This window comes from Marinobacter sp. F4216 (assembly GCF_019931195.1).
Taxonomy (GTDB): domain Bacteria; phylum Pseudomonadota; class Gammaproteobacteria; order Pseudomonadales; family Oleiphilaceae; genus Marinobacter; species Marinobacter suaedae.
In genome coordinates this window covers 700,904-720,160 of record NZ_JAIOUO010000003.1, presented here as the reverse complement: position 1 = coordinate 720,160, position 19,257 = coordinate 700,904, and the positions used below count along the sequence as shown (strand labels likewise).

18 protein-coding genes are annotated in these 19,257 nt (G+C 57.5%); 10 read left to right on the top strand and 8 right to left on the bottom strand.

The genetic code is table 11. The annotated features are described in order from the left end of the window. Positions 1-136 precede the first annotated feature (136 nt). The 5 genes from K8I84_RS08865 (at position 137) to K8I84_RS08845 (ending at position 6,516) form a co-directional block, all read left to right on the top strand. Positions 137-1,642, top strand: a complete 1,506-nt coding sequence (locus K8I84_RS08865; RefSeq protein ID WP_223794385.1) for a DUF1214 domain-containing protein — start codon at positions 137-139, stop codon at positions 1,640-1,642. Between the two features lie 79 nt (positions 1,643-1,721). Then, complete coding sequence (locus tag K8I84_RS08860) at positions 1,722-3,653, top strand: DUF3604 domain-containing protein (protein WP_223794384.1); 1,932 nt, start codon at positions 1,722-1,724, stop codon at positions 3,651-3,653. 68 nt (positions 3,654-3,721) lie between these two features. Continuing rightward, a complete protein-coding gene (locus K8I84_RS08855) occupies positions 3,722-4,054 on the top strand; it encodes a hypothetical protein (RefSeq protein WP_223794383.1) in 333 nt (110 codons plus the stop codon). 65 nt (positions 4,055-4,119) lie between these two features. After that, positions 4,120-5,487: an alpha/beta hydrolase gene (locus K8I84_RS08850; RefSeq protein ID WP_223794382.1), complete on the top strand. Its 1,368-nt coding sequence runs from the start codon at positions 4,120-4,122 to the stop codon at positions 5,485-5,487. Positions 5,488-5,625: 138 nt separating this feature from the next. Next, positions 5,626-6,516: a hypothetical protein gene (locus K8I84_RS08845; protein WP_223794381.1), complete on the top strand. Its 891-nt coding sequence runs from the start codon at positions 5,626-5,628 to the stop codon at positions 6,514-6,516. A gap of 66 nt (positions 6,517-6,582) precedes the next feature. Here the strand turns inward: K8I84_RS08845 and K8I84_RS08840 are convergent, their stop codons facing one another. From K8I84_RS08840 to trhA, 4 genes are all read right to left on the bottom strand, one after another. Further along, positions 6,583-7,398, bottom strand: a complete 816-nt coding sequence (locus K8I84_RS08840) for an ion transporter (RefSeq protein WP_223794380.1) — start codon at positions 7,396-7,398, stop codon at positions 6,583-6,585. A gap of 103 nt (positions 7,399-7,501) precedes the next feature. Continuing rightward, a complete protein-coding gene (locus K8I84_RS08835) occupies positions 7,502-7,891 on the bottom strand; it encodes a septal ring lytic transglycosylase RlpA family protein (protein WP_317848208.1) in 390 nt (129 codons plus the stop codon). 137 nt (positions 7,892-8,028) lie between these two features. Beyond that, complete coding sequence (locus K8I84_RS08830) at positions 8,029-8,484, bottom strand: EVE domain-containing protein (RefSeq protein ID WP_223794379.1); 456 nt, start codon at positions 8,482-8,484, stop codon at positions 8,029-8,031. A 74-nt stretch (positions 8,485-8,558) separates the two neighbouring features. Further along, complete coding sequence (gene trhA, locus K8I84_RS08825) at positions 8,559-9,242, bottom strand: PAQR family membrane homeostasis protein TrhA (protein ID WP_223794378.1); 684 nt, start codon at positions 9,240-9,242, stop codon at positions 8,559-8,561. 316 nt (positions 9,243-9,558) lie between these two features. Between trhA and K8I84_RS08820 the strand changes: the two genes are divergently transcribed. After that, entirely contained in the window at positions 9,559-10,476 is a 918-nt protein-coding gene (locus K8I84_RS08820) for an AEC family transporter (protein WP_223794377.1), read from the top strand. Here K8I84_RS08820 and K8I84_RS08815 read toward each other — a convergent pair. Then, positions 10,473-11,138 (bottom strand): cation transporter, encoded by a 666-nt coding sequence (locus K8I84_RS08815; protein ID WP_223794376.1) that lies wholly within the window; start codon positions 11,136-11,138, stop codon positions 10,473-10,475. The genes K8I84_RS08820 and K8I84_RS08815 overlap by 4 nt on opposite strands. 234 nt (positions 11,139-11,372) lie before the next feature. Between K8I84_RS08815 and K8I84_RS08810 the strand changes: the two genes are divergently transcribed. Next, positions 11,373-11,861, top strand: coding sequence for a DUF4175 domain-containing protein (locus K8I84_RS08810; RefSeq protein ID WP_223794375.1), 489 nt, complete (start codon positions 11,373-11,375; stop codon positions 11,859-11,861). Positions 11,862-11,916: 55 nt separating this feature from the next. On the opposite strand, the gene K8I84_RS08805 is transcribed toward K8I84_RS08810, so the two are convergent. Together K8I84_RS08805 and K8I84_RS17000 are read right to left on the bottom strand one after the other, a co-directional pair. Next, the gene (locus tag K8I84_RS08805; RefSeq protein ID WP_223794374.1) at positions 11,917-13,440 is read right to left on the bottom strand and encodes an FAD-binding domain-containing protein; all 1,524 of its coding nucleotides are present in this window, start codon (positions 13,438-13,440) and stop codon (positions 11,917-11,919) included. Beyond that, a complete protein-coding gene (locus tag K8I84_RS17000) occupies positions 13,437-13,580 on the bottom strand; it encodes a DUF2256 domain-containing protein (protein WP_223794373.1) in 144 nt (47 codons plus the stop codon). The genes K8I84_RS08805 and K8I84_RS17000 overlap by 4 nt, the downstream gene beginning before the upstream one ends. 154 nt (positions 13,581-13,734) lie before the next feature. Here K8I84_RS17000 and K8I84_RS08795 point away from each other — a divergent pair, with 154 nt between their 5' ends. From K8I84_RS08795 to K8I84_RS08785, 3 genes are all read left to right on the top strand, one after another. After that, positions 13,735-15,423 (top strand): HAD family hydrolase, encoded by a 1,689-nt coding sequence (locus tag K8I84_RS08795; RefSeq protein ID WP_223794372.1) that lies wholly within the window; start codon positions 13,735-13,737, stop codon positions 15,421-15,423. Positions 15,424-15,785: 362 nt separating this feature from the next. Then, positions 15,786-17,420, top strand: a complete 1,635-nt coding sequence (locus tag K8I84_RS08790; RefSeq protein ID WP_223794371.1) for a GMC oxidoreductase — start codon at positions 15,786-15,788, stop codon at positions 17,418-17,420. A gap of 93 nt (positions 17,421-17,513) precedes the next feature. Continuing rightward, positions 17,514-18,128 (top strand): TetR/AcrR family transcriptional regulator, encoded by a 615-nt coding sequence (locus K8I84_RS08785; RefSeq protein ID WP_223794370.1) that lies wholly within the window; start codon positions 17,514-17,516, stop codon positions 18,126-18,128. A gap of 193 nt (positions 18,129-18,321) precedes the next feature. Here the strand turns inward: K8I84_RS08785 and K8I84_RS08780 are convergent, their stop codons facing one another. Further along, positions 18,322-18,714: a hypothetical protein gene (locus K8I84_RS08780; protein ID WP_223794369.1), complete on the bottom strand. Its 393-nt coding sequence runs from the start codon at positions 18,712-18,714 to the stop codon at positions 18,322-18,324. Positions 18,715-19,257 lie beyond the last annotated feature (543 nt).

Genomic DNA, 19,257 nt, shown 5'->3' with positions numbered 1-19,257 from the left:
CAATGTTGATGCAGGTCAATCTGCGTGAGCGTGCTTCAGGAGGGCTGTACTAAACTGGCTAATTGCTCTCTGGCGGTGACGTAGTTCGCCGACTGCACGTGGGGGCACACAGACACTTCTCTCAGAGGGATTTGCCATGCGTCGCCGTTACTCAGATTCTACGCCGGGCGGAAAGGGCTCCACCTTAAAGTACGTGGTCATTCAGTTGGTTCTATTGTGTGGCCTGATGATGGCCAGTATCGCGTGGGGCCAGTCAGGGCGGGGATATGAAATGTCGGACGCCGAGATGGAGGAGCTTGTACTCCGATCCTACCCGTACATAGCCATGTTCAACGTCAATAACAAGTTTGCGCTGGATGCCCGCAACCCAATGAATACCGGTGGCTACAACCGGGTGAAAGCCAACACGGCGCTGGCGGATCACACGCTCAAGGGCATTGCGCGTCCGAACAACGACACTCTCTATATCGGGGCTATGATCGATGTCACGGCGGAGCCCGTTGTGCTGGAGATTCCCGCCTTCGACTCCACGTACGTGTCACTGATGGTCACGGCCTATGATCATTACGTGAATATCCCGATGTCCACCGGGCAGGGTGACTTCGATGAGCCGGCCACGATGTTGTTCTACAGCCAGCGCACGCCAGGCTACCAGGGCGAACCGGTCGACGGTGTGGACGAGGTGTTTGAGGTCACCGGTGATTTTGTCAGTGCTGTGTTCCGGGTGATGCCGCACGCCGCTGAGCCTGAGCGGCTGAAGGCCAACCTGGCCGCCATGCGCAGCGTCGATGTGGAGCCGCTATCCGAGTTTCTTGGCCGGCGCGGCAATGAAAGTCATTTCGTGCCCTGGGACAGCCCATCCGGCATCGCAAGAAATCTGGATGTGAAAGAGGACCTTGCTCGTTTCCCGGAGTTTGGCTCGGATTTCGAGATCTTTGAGGATCGCTTCCTGGAAGTGATGCAATTTGTGGTCAATCACACCACCTTTGATCCCGAAAACGAACTGGACCAGGCGCTGCTTGATGCCCTCAAGCCCCTGGGTGTTGAACCGGGTAAGGTGTTTGACCCCGATGCCGTGGCACAGATCGATGGTGCCGCGCTGCGTTCGGTGGCCGAGGACTTCGCGACCCAGCGCCTTGCGAGCATGGACGACGCGGAATTCACCTCTAGCAACCTCACGAAACTGTTCCAGCCCAAGGGGCAGATGACCGCAGAATTGCTGGCGCTCCAGTCGGTCATTGGGCCGATTGGCCAACCTGCCCGTGAGGCGCTCTATCCGCCCATCGGCACGGAGGACGGTGCGCCGATGAATGCGATGTTCGATTATGAACTGGTCATGGCCGCCGAGGATCTTCCGCCGGTCAAGGCGTTCTGGTCGGTCACGCTGTACGACCTGGATAACGGTTTTTTCATCCCTAACGCCCGCAAGAAATACAGCGTCGGCGAGAACGCCGGTTTTCAGCTCGACGAGGAGGGTGGCATCCGCATTGTGATTGCGGCCGAACAACCGGAGGGGGTGCCAGAGGAAAACTGGCTGCCCATCGAGCGTAAGGATGAGGACCTGGGTCTGATCATGCGGCTGTACTCGCCAGACCTCGAACAGTACGAGAGTTGGTCGCCGGCGAAGGCGAAAAAGTTATAGAACAATACTGCAGGCCGCCTACGGAGAAGTGTGGTGTTTCGTTCAGCCTGAATTTCGATTGCGAAACAAGGAGCGAAACGTGAACGTGACACTCAGAACCTGCCTGATCCCCGCTTTGACGATGCTGTTTGTGCCATGGGCATCGGCGGAAGATTCCTACGCCGGCTATGGCTCGGGGCCCACAGAGAAGGATCATGTCGGCGAGAAAGAGTACTCGCCTTACCTGAATATCGGTTATCCCCAACGTGTGTTCTGGGGCGACACTCACCTGCACACAGCCCTTTCAACGGATGCCGGTATGGTCGGCAATACCCTTGGGCTGGAAGAGGCGTACCGCTTTGCGCTGGGCGACATGGTTGTGGCGAGTAACGGTGTCCGGGCCCGGCTGCAGCGCCCACTGGATTTCCTGGTTGTGGCCGATCACGCCGAGAACCTCGGGCTGGCCCCAATGATCGCCGAGCGTAACCCGGACTTGCTGGCAACGGACTTCGGCCGGAAGATTGCCCAACTGGTTTACGATGGCAAATTTGGCGATGCCTATGCGCTCTGGGGAGAAGGCATGACCCTGGGCGAGGACCCGCTGGCCGAGGAAACCGAACTGCTCCGTACCATGTGGGAGCGGGTGACAAAAGCGGCGGAACAGTACAATGATCCCGGCAAGTTCACCGCGCTGATTGGCTTTGAGTGGACGGCGAGCCCTAACGGGAACAACATGCATCGAAATGTGATCTTCCGGGATGGCAAGGACGAGGCGGACCAGATTGTTCCTATCTCCAATTACGACTCCTCAGACCCCGAAGATCTCTGGGCCTGGATGCAGGCTTACGAGGAAAAAACCGGTGGCCGGGCGTTGGCTATCCCGCACAATGGTAACCTTTCCAACGGCCTGATGTTCGACGATGAAACACTCTCCGGCAAAGGCATCGACCGTGATTACGCCGAGCGGCGGATGCGCTGGGAACCCGTGTACGAAGTCACGCAAATGAAGGGCGACGGTGAGGCCCACCCGGCTTTGTCACCGAATGACGAGTTCGCCGATTATGGCACCTGGGATAAAGGCAGTTTTGGCACGGAACCCAAGACGCAGGACATGTTGCCCCGTGAATATGCCCGGGAAGCCTACAAACGAGGGTTGCAGTACGAAGAAGATCTGGGCGTTAATCCGTTCAAGTTCGGCATGATCGGTTCCACCGATAGCCATACCTCGCTGGCGACAACCGAAGAGAACAATTATTTCGGCAAAGCCACGCCGGTAGAGCCGACGGCAAGCCCTGAACGTTTCGAGGAAAAAATCACCGGCTTCTTGCAGGAGCCCGGCGGCCCGGATGTCACCATTCGCCATCTGAACTCACTGTCTTCGGGCTTGGCGGCGGTCTGGGCGACGGATAATACCCGCGAAGCGATCTGGGATGCCCTGAACCGCAAAGAAGTGTACGCCACCACCGGCACACGCATCACCGTGCGGATGTTCGCCGGGTGGGACTTCGAAGAATCCGAAGTGCAACGGCCGGACTTTGCCAAAACGGGGTATGTCCGCGGCGTGCCCATGGGCGGAGACCTGAAAAATGCACCGGACGGCAAGGCACCCACCTTTATGATCCGGGCACTGCGCGATGTGGACGGCGCCAATCTGGATCGTATCCTGATCGTTAAAGGCTGGATGGATGGCGATGGCGAACTGCATGAGCAGGTGTATGACGTGCTGTGTTCGGACGACCGAGCGACCAACGATCAGCATCAATGCGAAAAGCCGGTTGGCAATACCGTTGACGTGGAAGAGGCGACCTACAGCAACAGCATTGGTGACGCGCTGATGTTGGCGTACTGGAAGGATCCTGACTTTGACGCCCAGCAACGTGCGTTCTACTACGTGCGCGTGCTGGAGATTCCAACCCCGCGCTGGAGCACCTACGACGCGGCGTTTTTCGGTGTTGATTTGCCAGAGGACGTCGAGCCCACCCATCAGGAGCGGGCGTATACGTCACCGGTCTGGTACACGCCCGGTGGTTGATGCTTTGCGCTTTGGAACAATGTTGTCCAATCTGTTTTAAACGGACTTGGCCGCTGAGGTGAGAGGGAATGGAAAAGAGTGGTGTCATCTTGTTTATCGTGTTTGCGTTGACTGCATGCTCCTCCTCTTTTCATGGCTCCTACGCGCCCATCAGCTACGTTGCCGGCGGTGTTATCGAAGGGTCAGAGCCGCTGGGCAAGGTAGAGGGCAGTAGCTGTCAGACAAAGTTCCTCTATGTGTTGCCCATGGGGGAAGGCGTTTCGACCAGCGAAGCGGTTCTGGCGGCCAAGAATGCCCGCGACGGAACTCAATACCTCGCCGATATAGCGATCGACGATCGTACGAACTGGCAGATTGGGTATCTGGAGCAGTGTATAACCGTCGAGGCTATCGCCTACTGACGACGAACGTACAATCCCGCGAACCGCACCCCCGTGCTTGATGGCGGGCATTTGGGAGAGTGGCCATGAGGTGCAGTAACGCCGTTGACTGCCAGAGGTTTTTGCGGGGCTCCCTTCTGGTTCTGCTGTTGCAGCTGGTTGTTGCTTGCGCTCAGAAGCCTGTCGGCCAACTGGAGCTCATGCCGCCACCGGACGTTTATGGTGATGGGTTGTTTAATCCATTGCCCAAGAGCAATCCCTTCCTGGATATTCCCTACGACGGCATTCTCTACGCCACCGATCGCGAGCCGGCGGGCCCTGACGACGAAGAGCTCTTCTATCGCAACGAGCGTGGGCAGGTGCTGCGTTTGGGTTACGCGGAAATCCAGATGGGCGAGGGCGACCTGACCTGGGAGCAAGCAAGGCAGGTTTCGCTGTTGAAAGCGAGAACGGCGGAATTTCCGGTGAAGATTGGCAAGGTCACGGAGTGGGGCATTGTCGGTGAGACCATTCCCTACTGGGTGGATGCCGGTTTACCCGAAGAAGCCCCGCTGCCCCCGGATGCAGTCGATCAGTTTGCACAAGCCATTAACGACCAACTGGCGAATTCGGACTCGAAAGATATCTACCTGTATACCCACGGTTATCTGGTGACGTTCGTTAATCCGCTGCTGGTATCGGCGGAGCTCTGGCACTTCTTGGGCTATCGAGGGGCGTTTATTGCCTACGCCTGGCCGTCGACACCGCACCGGCTGGCCTACATCAAGGACTCGGATACGGCTGTGGGCTATGCTCGAAATCTGCGGCTGCTGCTTGAAGTACTGGCGGAGAAAACCAACGCCGAAGAAATTCACATCATCGGCTACAGCAACGGCACCCGCTTGGTGGTACAGGCTCTGGAACAGTTGGCGCTCATTAACCAGCACCGGACTGAGGAAGAGATTCAGGAAACCCTTCGTATCGGCAACGTGATTCTGCTGGGCAGCGATATTGACCGGGCCGCCTTCGGCAACTCGCTGGCGGACGGTTTGCTGAAGGTGTGCCGGCATCTCTCCGTCTACGTATCCGCAGAAGACAAGGCTTTGGGCATTTCCAGATTCCTGACCAATAAACGACGCCTTGGCGAACTCTGGACGGGGGATGGCAACGAGATACACCCGCAAGCGCGGCAGGCGCTGGAAAACCTGCGGGGGCAGATGAGCTTTATCAACGTGACGGAAGCCGAGGGCGCAACCGATGGAAATGGACATCACTATTTCCGGCAAAGCCCCTGGGCCAGCAGCGACATTCTGATGACGCTTTACTACGGGCTGGAGCCCGAGCAGCGAGGCCTGGTTCGGCAAACCGATCTGCCCGTCTACACCTTTCCGCCGGATTACATATCCCGCCTTTGGGGCAACATCCAGCGCCTGAATCCTGACTGGGCAGAGGGAGATCAAGCCCCTTCAGAATAAGTCGGGTGGTCGAACTGCAAGAACTCAGAACTCTGGGGTTGCAACATCATCACCGCGCCCGGGTTTGGACGGTTCTGGGGGATTGAACTAGGCTTTTCTGATCCCGCTGCAAAGCGTGGACCCACCGGAGACTGGCCTGTGAAGACGATCCTACAGGGCTTCAATTCACTCTGCATCGTGCTGTTGGCAGCGTCCATTTTCTACCTCGGCTATGCCTTGCTCCAGACCGCAGACCGGGTTGAACTGATCGTGACGCAGTCTGAGGGGGTTGTGGAATCCCTGACTCCAGTGGTTGAGCTGGTGCCGGATTTTCTTGAGGAAGCGAAACAGGCCAGGAGTCTGGCCGAAGATGCGGTTGCCGAGGTGGAGGCGGTCCGCTTGCTGGTTCCGGATGTGCTGGATGAATCGGCCGCCATCCGGCAGAGTCTGCCGGCTATTCTGGAGCAAACGGACTTGATGAGGAAGGAAGCGGAGCAGATTCGGGCCGAGGCCGCCCGGATCCGTGCGCAGATTCCGGATTTGATCATCGAAGCAGAGGCCTATCGGCTTCTGGTGCCTCAGGTACTGGACGAAAGCCGACGTATTCGCGAAACCATCCCGCCAACGCTTAATCGGATCGAAGGGATTGTTCTGGAAGCCGATGAAATTGCCTCATCGGCTGGCGAGAACGTCTTCACCGGCATGATCTCGGGTATCTTCAAGGCACCGGTCAAACTTCTGGGGAATGTCACGGACTTTCTGCTGCCCTCGAACGCCAAGCTGTCGGACAGCGATGAGGCTGAACTCAAAAATCGCATGCGAGGGTTTGTGAATACCGCGGAGATCGGCGATATGCAGACCTTTGTGACCGAAGATCCAAACATTTCCCTGCAGTACGAACTGCTTTCCAATCGGGTGATCGACGGAATGGATTGTCGGCTCGTGGCACTCAGAAGCCGCAAGGGGGATGAGCTGTTCAAGCAAACCGAGCTGCAGATTTGCCGGGATTCGGAAGGGGGGTGGTTTCTGCACCGGTCGGAAAAACGCTAGGGGCGATGTGGGAATCCCATCACCATACGGGAGCGATGGGATTCCCTGAAGCTCAACGGTGAGTGTCTATCGTTCCAGCCTTTGGGACAGCTCATCCAGCTTGCGCTGAACGGCGTGCAGCTGTTTCACGATTTCGTCCCGTTCGTCATGGGCTTTCTGCGCCTGCTGGGCGTTCTGCTCCTCGCCCATTACTTCCAGAATCGCGCCGATCATCATGTTAAGGAACACGAAGGCCGTGAGGAAGATAAAGGTCAGGTAGTACAGCCAGCTCATCGGGTACTGTTCCATGGTGGCGTACATGACGTCGGTCCAGTCCTCAAAGGTGGCCACCCGGAACAGGGTCAGCATGGAAATGGCCACGTCTCCCCACAATTCCTGATCCACCTCGGCGAAGAAGATCGCGCCCATGGCGGCGTAGATGTAGAAGATGATGAACATCAGCAGGGCGATGTAGCCCATGCGCGGAATGGCCTTGAGCAGGGCGTTGATCAGTTGCCTCAGTTCCGGCACCACCGATACCAGACGCAGTACCCGGAACACCCGAAGCAGCCGGCCGAGCAGGACCGCTTCGGAGTTGTCCAGCGGAATCAAACTACCAATCACCACAATGGTGTCGAACAGGTTCCAGCCATCCAGCAGGAACTTGCGCTTATTGGGGCAGGCGGCGAACCGGAAGAGGATCTCTACCAGAAAGAACAGGGTAATGGCGTTGTCCGTCAGGATCAGGCTCTGCTCAGCCCAGACCGGAAGGTCGTAGGTTTTTGCACCGATCGTCAGGGCCGACAGGATGATGATGGCGATGACGACGCTCTGAAAGATCTTGCTCGATTCTATGCGGCGCAATTGGTTGAAGCCCTGCGAGGGACTCATTTCCGGGGACATGCGGGAACTCCAGGTAACGTCGGAACGGGCAATTCTAATGATCCTTGAAAGGGCATTCTAGAGCGGGGATGTCGGGGTGGCTGCGCGAACAGGTCGCTACGCATTAACGCAGCACTTCAATTTTCACATCAATCAAACCGAGCGACGTATTTCCAATGCTCTTAAACGCCGATTTTGAGAGATCGATGATGCGGCCTTTAACAAACGGGCCCCGATCATTCACTTCAACCACGACACTCTTGCCATTCGTGGTGTTGGTGACTCGGACCGTCGAGCCAAACGGTAAGGTCTTATGTGCGGCGGTATAAAGGTCGTGCTTGTAAAGGGCGCCGCTGGCTGTCTGTCGACCCTGAAATTTGTCCGCGTAAAACGATGCTTGGCCGGTTTCTGTGAAACCTTCTGTGTTGCCTCCGGCCCCCGGGTGAGCCGTTGAGCATCCAGCGATCAGGCTAAGGAGCGCAGCCGCCGCACCGTTTCTGAGAGTGGTCATCATAGTTTGAGTTCTCTTCAACTGTCTGTGTTTGAGTCGAGTGGGTTTGATGTGACCCGTTGGGCTGATAGTCCCGGATACTCCGGGTTCAGTGTCCGCGCCGCTGGGCATCTGAAAGCCTTGTTGGAGAAAGCTGGCCGCTAGACCTGTTGAAGGATGATCTGCCATTCCTCCTCACTGACGGGCATAACCGACAGGCGGTTAACTTTGCGAACCAGCGGCAGTTGCTCAAGCCCGGGCAGAGATTTGAGCTCATCCAGAGGAATCAGTCTCGGGAGCTTTTTGACGAAGGCAAAATCGACCGCCTGCCAGCGGGGGTTCTCCGGTGTGCTCTTCGGGTCGTGGTAGGGAGAGTTTGCATTGAACTGGGCCGGGTCCGGGTAGGCGTCTCGGACTACTTTGACGATGCCGGCGATGCCGATGTGCTTGCAGCTGGAGTGGTACAGGAATACTTCGTCGTCTACTGCCATCTGTGCCAGGAAATTACGGGCCTGGTAGTTCCGTACGCCATCCCACGGGATGACGGATTCCGGTGACTGTGCGAAGTCGTCAATACCGCACTCATCCGGTTCCGATTTAACCAGCCACTTTGCCATTGCGCGTTCCGTCCGTTGATTCTGGGCGGAGTATAGCGGATCCCGGTTTGCAGGATTAAACCTGGTAACCGGGATCAGGCAACGTGGGGCAGTACCCCGTAATACACGGCACTGAAGTGGCAAGCGCTGCCGCCAATGACGAACAGGTGCCATACGGCGTGCATGTAAGGGATGCGATCGGCCAGGTAAAACGCCACGCCCCCGGTGTACGCGATTCCGCCGGCGATCATCAGTGTCAGGGCCGTGTCGCTGAGACTTGCGACGAGGTCTGAGGAGGCAAAGATAATCAGCCAGCCCATGGCGATATAGATGCCAACCCGTGCCAGCTCATAGCGGTTCTTGAAGATGATCTTCAGTACCACCCCGGTTATCGCAAGTGACCAGATGATCGCAAACAGGGTCCATCCCACCGTTCCCCGCATGTTGACCAGAAGAAAGGGGGTGTAGGTTCCGGCGATCAATAAAAAGATGGCGCAATGATCGAGAGTTTTGAATAACTTTTTAAGCTCCGGGTGCCGGGTGCCGTGGTACAGGGTGGACGCCAGGTAGAGCAGGATCAGGGATGCGCCGAAGATGCTGAAGCTGACCAGCTTCCAGTTGTCTTCCAGCTGGCTGGCACCGACCACGAGCACAATGGTTCCGATGACACTCAGGAGTGCGCCAATCCCATGAGTGGCGCTGTTCAGCCATTCTTCGATGCGATGGTGTATGGAGTTGGCTGGAGAGTCAGGCATGGATTCCGGGTTTTGTTGATTCATAAGTGCACCCTACTTGAGCGTACACTTGTACGCAAACTGTTTTTGATGACGAGGTGTTCACTTGCTCAGAAACTTTGATCAAGGCACCCTGAATTTTCATTTTGTGATGTTGATCTCATTTGGCGAGCACCTGCGTATAAGGTTAGTAGATCCACCATGAAGTGCGTTGACCTCTGTGCGTTGTTTGTTGTGTACCCCTGGCGGCAGGCTCTCCTGCCGCCTTTTTTATGTGTGGCCGGTGACGACTGTGTGTAGCTAATTTCAAGATCGCGTTAAACTGCGCGCTTCCTTCGTGATTGGTTTTACCGGAGCCCCCATGACCGCCGCGCTGGCTTTGTTCATTAAGCTGATTCCCCTGTATGTCACCGTGGTGCTCGGATGGATCGCGGGTCGCTTTCTGGAGGCCAGCGGTAAGCATATCGCCGGGATCATGCTGTACATCGTCACCCCGTCGGTGGTGTTCTCCGGTGTTATGGCTGCGCCACTCTCGCTTGAAGTGATTTTTCTGCCGTTTCTGGTCTTCGGTATTGCTTCACTGCTGGCGGTGATCCACCTCAAGCTTGGGCAGTCGGTGCTTGGCGATGGCAGCGAGCGTATCCTGGCTCTGTGTGTGGGGTCAGGCAATACCGGTTATTTCGGGATACCGGTGGCGTTGCTGCTGTTCGGGGAAGAGGGCCTGGCGCTTTATATTGTGTGCATGCTCGGTTGCACTCTGTTCGAAACGTCGGTGGGTTTTTATCTGGCGGCGCGCGGGCGCTACGACTTCAAGGATGCCCTGCTGCGGGTTGCGCGGTTGCCCGCGGTCTATGCCTTTGTGCTGGCCGTTGTCCTGAATCTCTCGGGTGCGGGCATTCCGGAAACCTTTGTTCCTCTGTTCGACAATCTACGCGGGGCGTACAGCGTGCTGGGGATGATGATCATCGGTATGAGCATTTCCAGTTTCCGGGGGCTGGCGGGCAACATCAAATTCACGGCACTGGCCTTCTGGGGCAAGTTTGCCTCTTGGCCGATTCTGGTTGGGCTGTTCTGGTGGCTGGATGTCCACGTACTGGGTTTGTACGAGCCCGCCGTGCATCAGGCGCTGTTCCTGATTTCCATCACTCCGATTGCCGCCAATGCGGTGGTCATTGCCACGCTGCTGGATACTCATCCCAGACAAGTCGCGGGTACCGTACTATTGACCACTCTGTTTGCGCTGGTTTATATCCCGGTGATGGTTTCACTGGCCTTCTAGTTTGTGCCGGCTGACGAGCTGCAGGGTTCAACTTGCACAGAACTGGCTGTGGCTCGGGCGTTTGCAGCATCCGTGCGGGCGTGACGCACCACACTGATTCCGGCGGTGACGGCGAGGGTACCCATGATCGCGGCGACGATCAGGTCGGGCCAGGCGCTGCCGGTGCCGAATACGCCAAATGCGGCGGCCATGACGGCCAGGTTTCCGATGGCGTCATTGCGGCTGCACAGCCACACTGAGCGCATATCCGAATCACCTTCCCGGAACTTGTACAGCAGCAGAGCAACGTTCACGTTTGCAAATAATGCAAGCAGACCCACGGCTCCCATGGTCAAAGGTTCGGGCGTTGTGCCGCTGTTGGCAATCCAGATTGCTCGCCCCCAGACCACCAGGCCAAATATCGCCATGGTCAGCCCCTTGACCATGGCCGCACGACTGCGCCACAGCATACCCATGGACAGCACACTCAGGGACAAAATGTAGTTGGCGCTGTCGCCAAAAAAGTCGATGGCATCGGCTAGTAGAGAGACGGAACCGGATTGGAAGCTGGCCACGCCCTCGACCACGAACATGGCAAGGTTGACCCAAAGTGCGATCCACAGAGCCCGCCGAAATCCTGGGGCCGGTGAATTGGACTCTGGAGCGGAACAACTGCACGCCATGAAACATCTCCTACTGAAAGTTTGGAGCCGTGTGTCTACAACCATAGCGCTCCGTGATTTTTGGAACAACACACAAGCAAGACAGGGAGCCGTCGATGGTGGCGGGCGGTCCTGCCCATGTCATAACTGACGCAGATCAAGCCTGAGTCAATCGGGTGCATTCTTGCATTTTCGGTTCCGCAGTTGGCATCTACTCTTGAGTGACAGAAACAGCCGTAGGCAAGGAGATTGAACATGAATACCGTAATGCGCTTTATCGCTGTCGGTGCCCTGGCCGTTGTGCCGGTGCTGGTGCTGGCTCATGGCAGTGAAGGGCCTGCCTCGGGCCATGGGCCCGGCATGATGATGAACCCGGAACAAATGGAGCAGATGCATCAGAACTGGTCACGCATGGACGAGATGATGCAGCAAATTCCCAACAGCTCTGCGGATGAACGCCAGCGCCTGATGGAAGAGCATTGGAAGGCTATGGAGGAACAGATGGGCTTGATGCACGAAGGCATGATGGGCCCGGGAATGATGGGACAGAGCGGACATGGGATGATGCACGGTAATCAGGGCCAAGGCATGATGCAAGGGCAGCCTGAATCGGGTAAACAGTCTAAGGGTGCTAATCAGCCGAGCGTCGATCAGCGAATGCGGATGATGGAAGAGCGCATGAACCAGATGCAGTTGATGATGGAGCAGATGTTCCGCCGTCAACAGCAGATGCACCAGAACTGAATGTCGTGACTGCTTAGCTCAACCTCACCGTTGCACAGAACTGAAAGCCAGAGGGTTAGTCGAACAGGGACAGCTGTGAGTCGGCAGACGTCTTGTTCGACGGTGGCCGGGGCCTGCGTTGGGTCGGCCCCCTCCGGCTACCGTGGCGTTGCAGTACCCGCTGGGTTTCCTCCCGTGACACGCGGGCTTTATAGAACGCCCCCATAGCCTTGCGGGCGGCCCGTGCGGCCTGTTCGTGGTCACTCACCGGCGGAACGTAGGTGTTGCCGCCGTGGCGTTTTTTCTGCGGAGGTGTCATGAGCCAGGGAGTGTGAACGAATTCGGTGGGCAGGCCCTGGAGTTCTGGCACCCAGCGACGGATAAACTCGCCCTCCGGATCCAGTTTCTGGCTCTGTAAAACGGGATTGTAAATGCGCCAGACGTTGATGCCAGTCAGCCCGGACTGCATCTGTGCCTGTGGGTAATGGATGCCGGGCTCAAAGTCGGTGAACTGCCGGGCCAGGTGAAGCGCCGGCGCCCGCCAGTGCAGCCAGAGATGGTAGCTGGCAACCGCCATTAACATGGCTCGCATACGGAAGTTGATCCAGCCGGTGTGCTGCAGTGCCCGCATACTGGCGTCCACCAGCGGCCAGCCCGTTTCTCCCTCCTGCCAGCGCTGAAGGCGTTCCGATTCATCCCCTGCCGTTTTCAGATGCTCCAGTTCCCGGTGCATGGCGCGGAATTCCAGTTCCGGTTCATCTTCCAGCTTCTGGATAAAGTGGCAGTGCCAGTGCAGTCGGGAACGGAAACTGGTCAGGCTGCGCTTTTTTCTGGGCAGGCTGCCGGCGTCTTGTCCCGCGGCCTTGGCGGCCTGATAGACCTCGCGCAGGCTCAGTGTCCCATAAGCCAGATGCGGGCTCAGGCGGGAACAGGACCGCACGGCGGTGAGCGGGCTGGAAATGTTGTACTGGTAACCCACACAGCGCCGCTCCAGAAAGGAGTTAAGCAGTTTTCGGGCATGCTGACTGCCGCCGATCTGGCGGTCCGGGCAGGGTGACGCATCTGCCAGTTGGGGCGTTTCGATCGGCTGGATCAGAGGGTCGAGACCATCGGGTTTGGCCAGGTGGTTGGGGGGCGATAACAGTGCCTGCTTCATCAGGCTGTTCCAGGCACGATCCCAGAGGTCTCTGTCCTGCAGGCGCCGAACCACGCCGTAGGGCTGCCATTCCCGAAACTCGATGTTCTGTTCCTGGCACCAGCCAATCACCGCTTTATCCCGCTCGAAGGTCCAGTGCCCGCCCGTCTCCTGATGACAAAAGACCCGGCGGAAAGGCATTGAGCGGTGCAGCTGCGCCAGCACGTCCCGGGCATTCCCTGTCAGTACCAGCAGATCGGTGCCAAGGCCGCGCAGTTGTCGGCGCAGATCATCCAGGGATTCTTCAATAAACGCCCATTGGCGGGCGGAGGTATCGGGCAGTTGCCAGTAGTCTGGCTCCACGATGTACAGGGGGATGACGGCTTCATTCAGCTCGGCAGCGGCAGTCAGAGGGCCATGGTCGTCAATTCTCAGGTCCCGTTTAAACCAGACCAGCGTGGTCATGATGCGCGGCTCCGGTCACGCCGGCAGCGCTCGCTGCAATAGCGAACCTGCTCCCAGTCTCTGGCCCATTTCTTTCGCCAGCTGAACGGTCGGTGGCATACCGGGCAGAGTTTGGAGGGAAGGTGGGATTTGGTGTGCACGGCACTCCGTCGTTCATTGGTGGCTTCTAGAGCAATTACGTTGTGGCACTGGGCGGGGATTACCCGCCGGTCGAATGTGCAAGGAACGGCAACTGTGTTTATCTTTACGGACAGGTTGTTACGAGTCCGGCCGGTTCCTGCAGGGAGACAGTGTATGGCCCGATTTTCCGAATCCCTTCCGGCACCGTCGGTGCTGATCTTCGACTGGCATGGCACCCTGGTGGATACCCACGACGCCATGTTCAGCGCTATGGAAGAAATGCTGCCCCAGCTGGAAGAGCTGAATCTGGTGGAGCGGCTGCTGCCGGAAGACCAGTGCCGCACCGAAGACGATGCCCGGCTGGTGCGTTACATCCGGATCTTCCGCCGGCTGCACCCACGGATACTGGCCGAACGCCGGGTTTCCCGGACCGATATCTTTAATGCCATTTTCGGCGAGGACCGGGACGCCAAACTCATCGCCCACAAAGCCTACAACACCGCTTACCGGCGCTTCTTTGGGCAGGTGAAACCGTTCCAGCCCGGTGCCTATGAATACCTGTCTGCCCTCAAGGAAATGGGGATCAGGCTGGCGGTGTCCACCAACCGTAACCGGGAATTCCTGGACAAGGAGCTTCGCACGGTCGATGAAGGGCGCTGGCAGCACCTGTTCGACGCTACGGTCTGCGCGGACGATGTGACCGAGTACAAACCTGACCCTCAGGTGATTCTGAAAGTGCTTGAGCAGCTCGGCGTTCCGGCGGACGAACGGGCCTGGTATGTGGGCGACAGTTTCGTCGACATGCTGACCGCACACCGGGCGGGTGTGGCCGGCGTATTCTACAATGGCGCCGGCTGGGATCAGGCCCGGATCGACAGCTGGTTTTCTTCCAAGGATGCTCCGGCCGCCATTCTTGAAAGCTTCGAAGAATTGCTGGATCTGTTGGCCTTGCTGGAGCGCCAGGAGCCCCGTGCGTTCCAGCAGACCCCGGCCGAGGTGCGCCCCAGGCCCTTCCCACCACCCGAGCGCCCGGAGCCCCGGATCGAGGCCGATTGGCACCCGGCACTGGTCAAGCTGATCCGCCCGTCGGTGGTGCTGTTCGACTGGCACGCCACGCTGGTGGATACCCTGGACGCCATGTACCACGCCGTGGATGACATGCTGCCGGATTTCCACAAGCTCGACCTGATGGGGCGTATGGTGGCACCGGAGGACAGCAAGACGCCGGAAGACGCCCGGCTGGTGGCCTACGTCCGGGAGTTCGCCCGGCTGCACCCCAAGGTGAAGGCGGACCGTAAAATTTCCCGCACCGATATCTTTGAAGTGCTGTTTGGTGAGGATCAGGAAGCCAAGCAGATTGCCCACAAGGCCTTCAATTACCACTACCGTACCCATTACGGCACGGTGAAAGCCTTTGAACCCCGGGTGCGGGATGTGCTCGAAGGGCTGCACCGGCTGCATATGCAGGTGGGGGTGATCACCAACCGGGACCGGGAGTTTTTCGAACACGAGCTGGCGGCAGTCGAGGAAACCGGCTGGACACACCTGTTCGATGTGAACGTCTGCGGGGACGATACACCGCTGAGGAAACCCCATCCGGATCAGCTTCTTCTGGCGGTACAGAGGCTGGATTATCCGCCGGACCCGAGCGTCTGGTACGTGGGCGACAGCACCACGGATGTGATTGCCGCCAAGCAGGCCGGCATGACGTCAGTGTTCTTCAACGGTGCCCAGTGGGACCAGCCCTGGCTGAACCGGATCTTTCCCGGCACCCACAAGCACCCCCACAAACCGGATGTGGTGGTAAACGATTTTTCCGAGTTCTGGGCGCTGGTACTGGCCTGTGAGATCGGTCCTCCTTGACGGTTTGCCACGTTGAACAGCGGCTTCTTCGGCATGGCCGGCCATTCATTTTACGTCTGGTTTCGCTTCAGGTCGGTTGTCGTTTCTGGCGAATCCATCCAGGTTTAATGACGGGTTCTCTCCGGGCAACTACTACATCTGGCACTCCAAACAGGTCAAATTAATTGGACAACTGTCCAGAAAAAATGATTAGCTAAAAGCACAATCGGAAAACCAAGGGTTGTCCGCCACTAACGAACTGACAGCAGTGGTGGGGCGCCACCTGCGTTCTGGGCGCAAAGCCAGCGAGCCAGACCCGACATCGTCGCTGGCGCGGCGGAGTTCGGAGGCTACATACAACAATTAATCGGTGAGCCTTCCATATGAAAAACGAACAGCATGATTATGATTACGTCGTCGTTGGTTCCGGGTTTGGCGGCAGCGTTTCAGCCTATCGTCTGAGCCAGAAAGGCTATCGGGTCCTGGTATTGGAACAAGGGCGCCGATGGACTCCCGAGAACCTGCCCCGCACCAACTGGAAAGCCTGGGATTACCTCTGGCGCCCCTTCCTCGGCCTGAAGGGATTCCTGAGCCTTCGACTCTTCAAACACGTTATGGTTCTCCATGGCAATGCCGTCGGTGGTGGTTCTATCACGTACGCCCAGACACTGCTTGTCCCCAAGGACAGCGTTTGGAGCGATGGCAACTGGGCCGGGCTGGATGACTGGAAAGGCACCATGCCTGCCCACTACCAGACCGCCAAGCAGATGCTGGGCGTCACCGAAAACCGTCGCCCCGGACCGGCGGATCATAAACTCCGCGAAATGGCGAAAGCCGCCAACATCGAGGACAGTTTCTACTACACCGACGTGGGGGTATTTTTCGGCAACGACGACGAGCCTGAGGGCACCGAGCATCCAGATCCGTATTTCGGCGGCGAGGGTCCGGCGCGGAATTCCTGCATCGGCTGCGGCGGCTGCATGGTGGGCTGCCGCTACAATGCCAAGAATACCCTGGACAAAAATTACCTGTATCTGGCTGAAAAACTGGGTACGGAAGTGCGGGCGGAAACCGAATGCGTGGATGTTCGACCCTTGGGCGCCTCAGATGGCTCGGAGGGTTACGAGGTGATCACGGCCCCGGCGTTCAAACGCTTTAACCGCCCCAAGACCCGTATCACCGCCAAGAGCGTCGTTTTTGCCGCCTCTTCCCTGGGTACCCAGCAACTCCTGTTCAAGCTGAAGGAGTCCGGGTCGCTGCCAAACGTGTCCGACGACCTTGGCAAGCGGGTCCGCACCAATTCCGAGTCGATCCTTGGGGTTCGCTACCCCGGCACCGACGAGGATATGTCCCGTGGAATCGCCATTGGCTCTGGCATCTATGTTGACGAGCACACTCATATCGAGGCGGTTCGTTATCCCGAGGGCTCCAACCTGATGAGCAGTCTGTTCACCGTGTTGACCGGTGGCCGACCGGGGCCGACCCGGATACTGAACTGGATGGGCGCTCTCACCAAGCTGATCGCCACCCGGGGTATCACTGGCATCCGCAGTATGCTGCCCTATCGGTGGGCTTCTGAAACGGTGATTTTCCTGGTCATGCAGACCCTCGACGGTCACATCAACATGCGCTGGAAACGGGCGTGGTACTGGCCATTCACCAAACGGCTGGCGACCGAGGGCGATCGTATTCCCACGTTCATCCCGGAAGCCAATGCCTTTGCGGAGAAGGCGGCCAAGGCCACCGGGGGGGTGGGCCTCAGCTCCATGAGCGAGATTCTGTTCAACGTACCCATGACCGCGCATTGCATGGGTGGTTGCGCCATGGCGGACTCACCGGAGAACGGAGTGATCGACGCCCAAAACCGGGTATTCAATTATCAGAATCTTTATGTGGTGGATGCCTCGATGCTATCGGCCAACCTGGGTGTGAATCCGAGCCTGACCATCACAGCACTTGCGGAACGAGCCATGTCGTTTATTCCGGAGAAAGCGAATGATTCAAAGGCCCCAATGTGACTGATTCGCCAATGGGTTAAGGATGGGGAGGTTCGCGCCCCATCAGGGTACTGAAGCGCCCCACGCCGCATCATCCGTTTGAGGAAATACCCAATGAGTTCCGATGTGTCCGAAAAATTACTGGTCCGCGCCGAGCGCAAAAGCCGTAAGCGACAGCAGAAGAAGGATCAGATTGCCAGCAGCGCTCTGGAAGCTCTGCAGGAGCTGGGGTATGCCAACACAAGCCTGAGGGATATTGCCGAGAAAGCCAATCTGTCGCTTGGCATGCTGCACTACTACTTCGAAGATCGCACAGAACTGATCCTGTACTGCGTAACCGCCTACAAAACGTCATTCACCTCGCAGCTCGCAGATGCCATCAGCGGCGCAGAGGGCCGGGAACAGGTGCTGGACACCCTGACCAATGCACTGGCCAACAGCATTGCTGATGATGCCCTGATACACCGGCTCTGGTATGACCTGCGGAGCCAGGCTCTGTTCGACCCTGCCTTCCGGCCGGTGGTCAAGGATATCGAGAGAACGTTGATTGATATGGTCGCTCTTGCCGCTAGCCGTTCCGGCAGCAATGAAAAAACCAATGCCGAAATTGGTTATGCACTGATTGACGGCCTCTTCCGCTACCAGCTGCAAAACCAGGTCACGGGCACCCCCCGTAGCCGGGCGTCACTCGCTGAGGAAATGCGGGCAGCATTGGACACCTTTATGTAGGGTTAAGAGGGACGAATTCCGGCCCACCAATACAGCACTCAGTCCATATCGAGAAACACCTCAGACGCCAGGGTCTTCAGCTGCAATTTGTACAGAAATGGGATCTTACCCATTGGTGCCATAAACCTGGCCCGGAACAGTCCAGGAAGTTTATTGTCCGATTGATACAGGGGGCTAAGAAAGCGGCTCCGCTTTACTCGTTGGTGGCCGGTACAGAAACTGACGGCGAAGCCCCCAGCGGATGACAGTTCTTAAGCACGACACGCCCTTGCAACAGGTCGCCCCGAGAGTATTCCCGGAAAATGCATTCGTTAGTTTCCGGGTTGTAGTCCTCAATCCAAAGGTTATCGTCCTTCCAGGTGGAGCCAATATGCTGCAGGCCCTGAGGGATAGTAATACTCATCACGCCGCCATAGCGCTTCACGAATATCTGCTGAAGCCAAAAGTAATAGGCCATGGTGCCGAGCATCGCGATGACCACCGCCAGAATCACTGCCAGTTGCCACTTCCCCAGCCTGACACCGATTCCAAACAGGGCGCCACACACGAGGGCAAGAATAATGAACCAATACAGGTAGGTAACCATGGATAGAGACATCCTTGTGACGATGAAAGACTATGACAGGATAGCAGCCCATCGCTCGTTCAGCGCACTTAGCCAGGGCCAACTCGCTTGGCGATTTACTTCCGCAAGGTCGCCAGTCAAAGCAGGTATGGCTATGTCCTATAGGACGAAAATCAACTTTCCCTCCTCTGAACGGTGCCCCACCACCATGCCGTTTACAGTGGAATGGCCTTTATTAATAGCATTGGCAGCGCATCTAAAACCGGATCGGTGTGTACTTGAACGTAATCGCCTGGAGCTTCTTCATCAGAGGAGCCGCCGGTCGCAAAGCGGACATTGAGAGTGTGCGAAACCGCCCCCAACAGGCAAAACCCAGAGCACTCGGTGCCAGCCCGGACACCGATCGTTGCGAATTGTACCCACGCTTTCAGTGCTTAAGCATGGACATCCAGCACTATTTCTTTGAAAAAGCACTCAAAAACAACAAACGCCTCAGTTAGAGGCGTAACCCAAGTTCCAAAATTTGGTATAAAACGGTGCGGCAAATCGATATTTGCCTTCAAA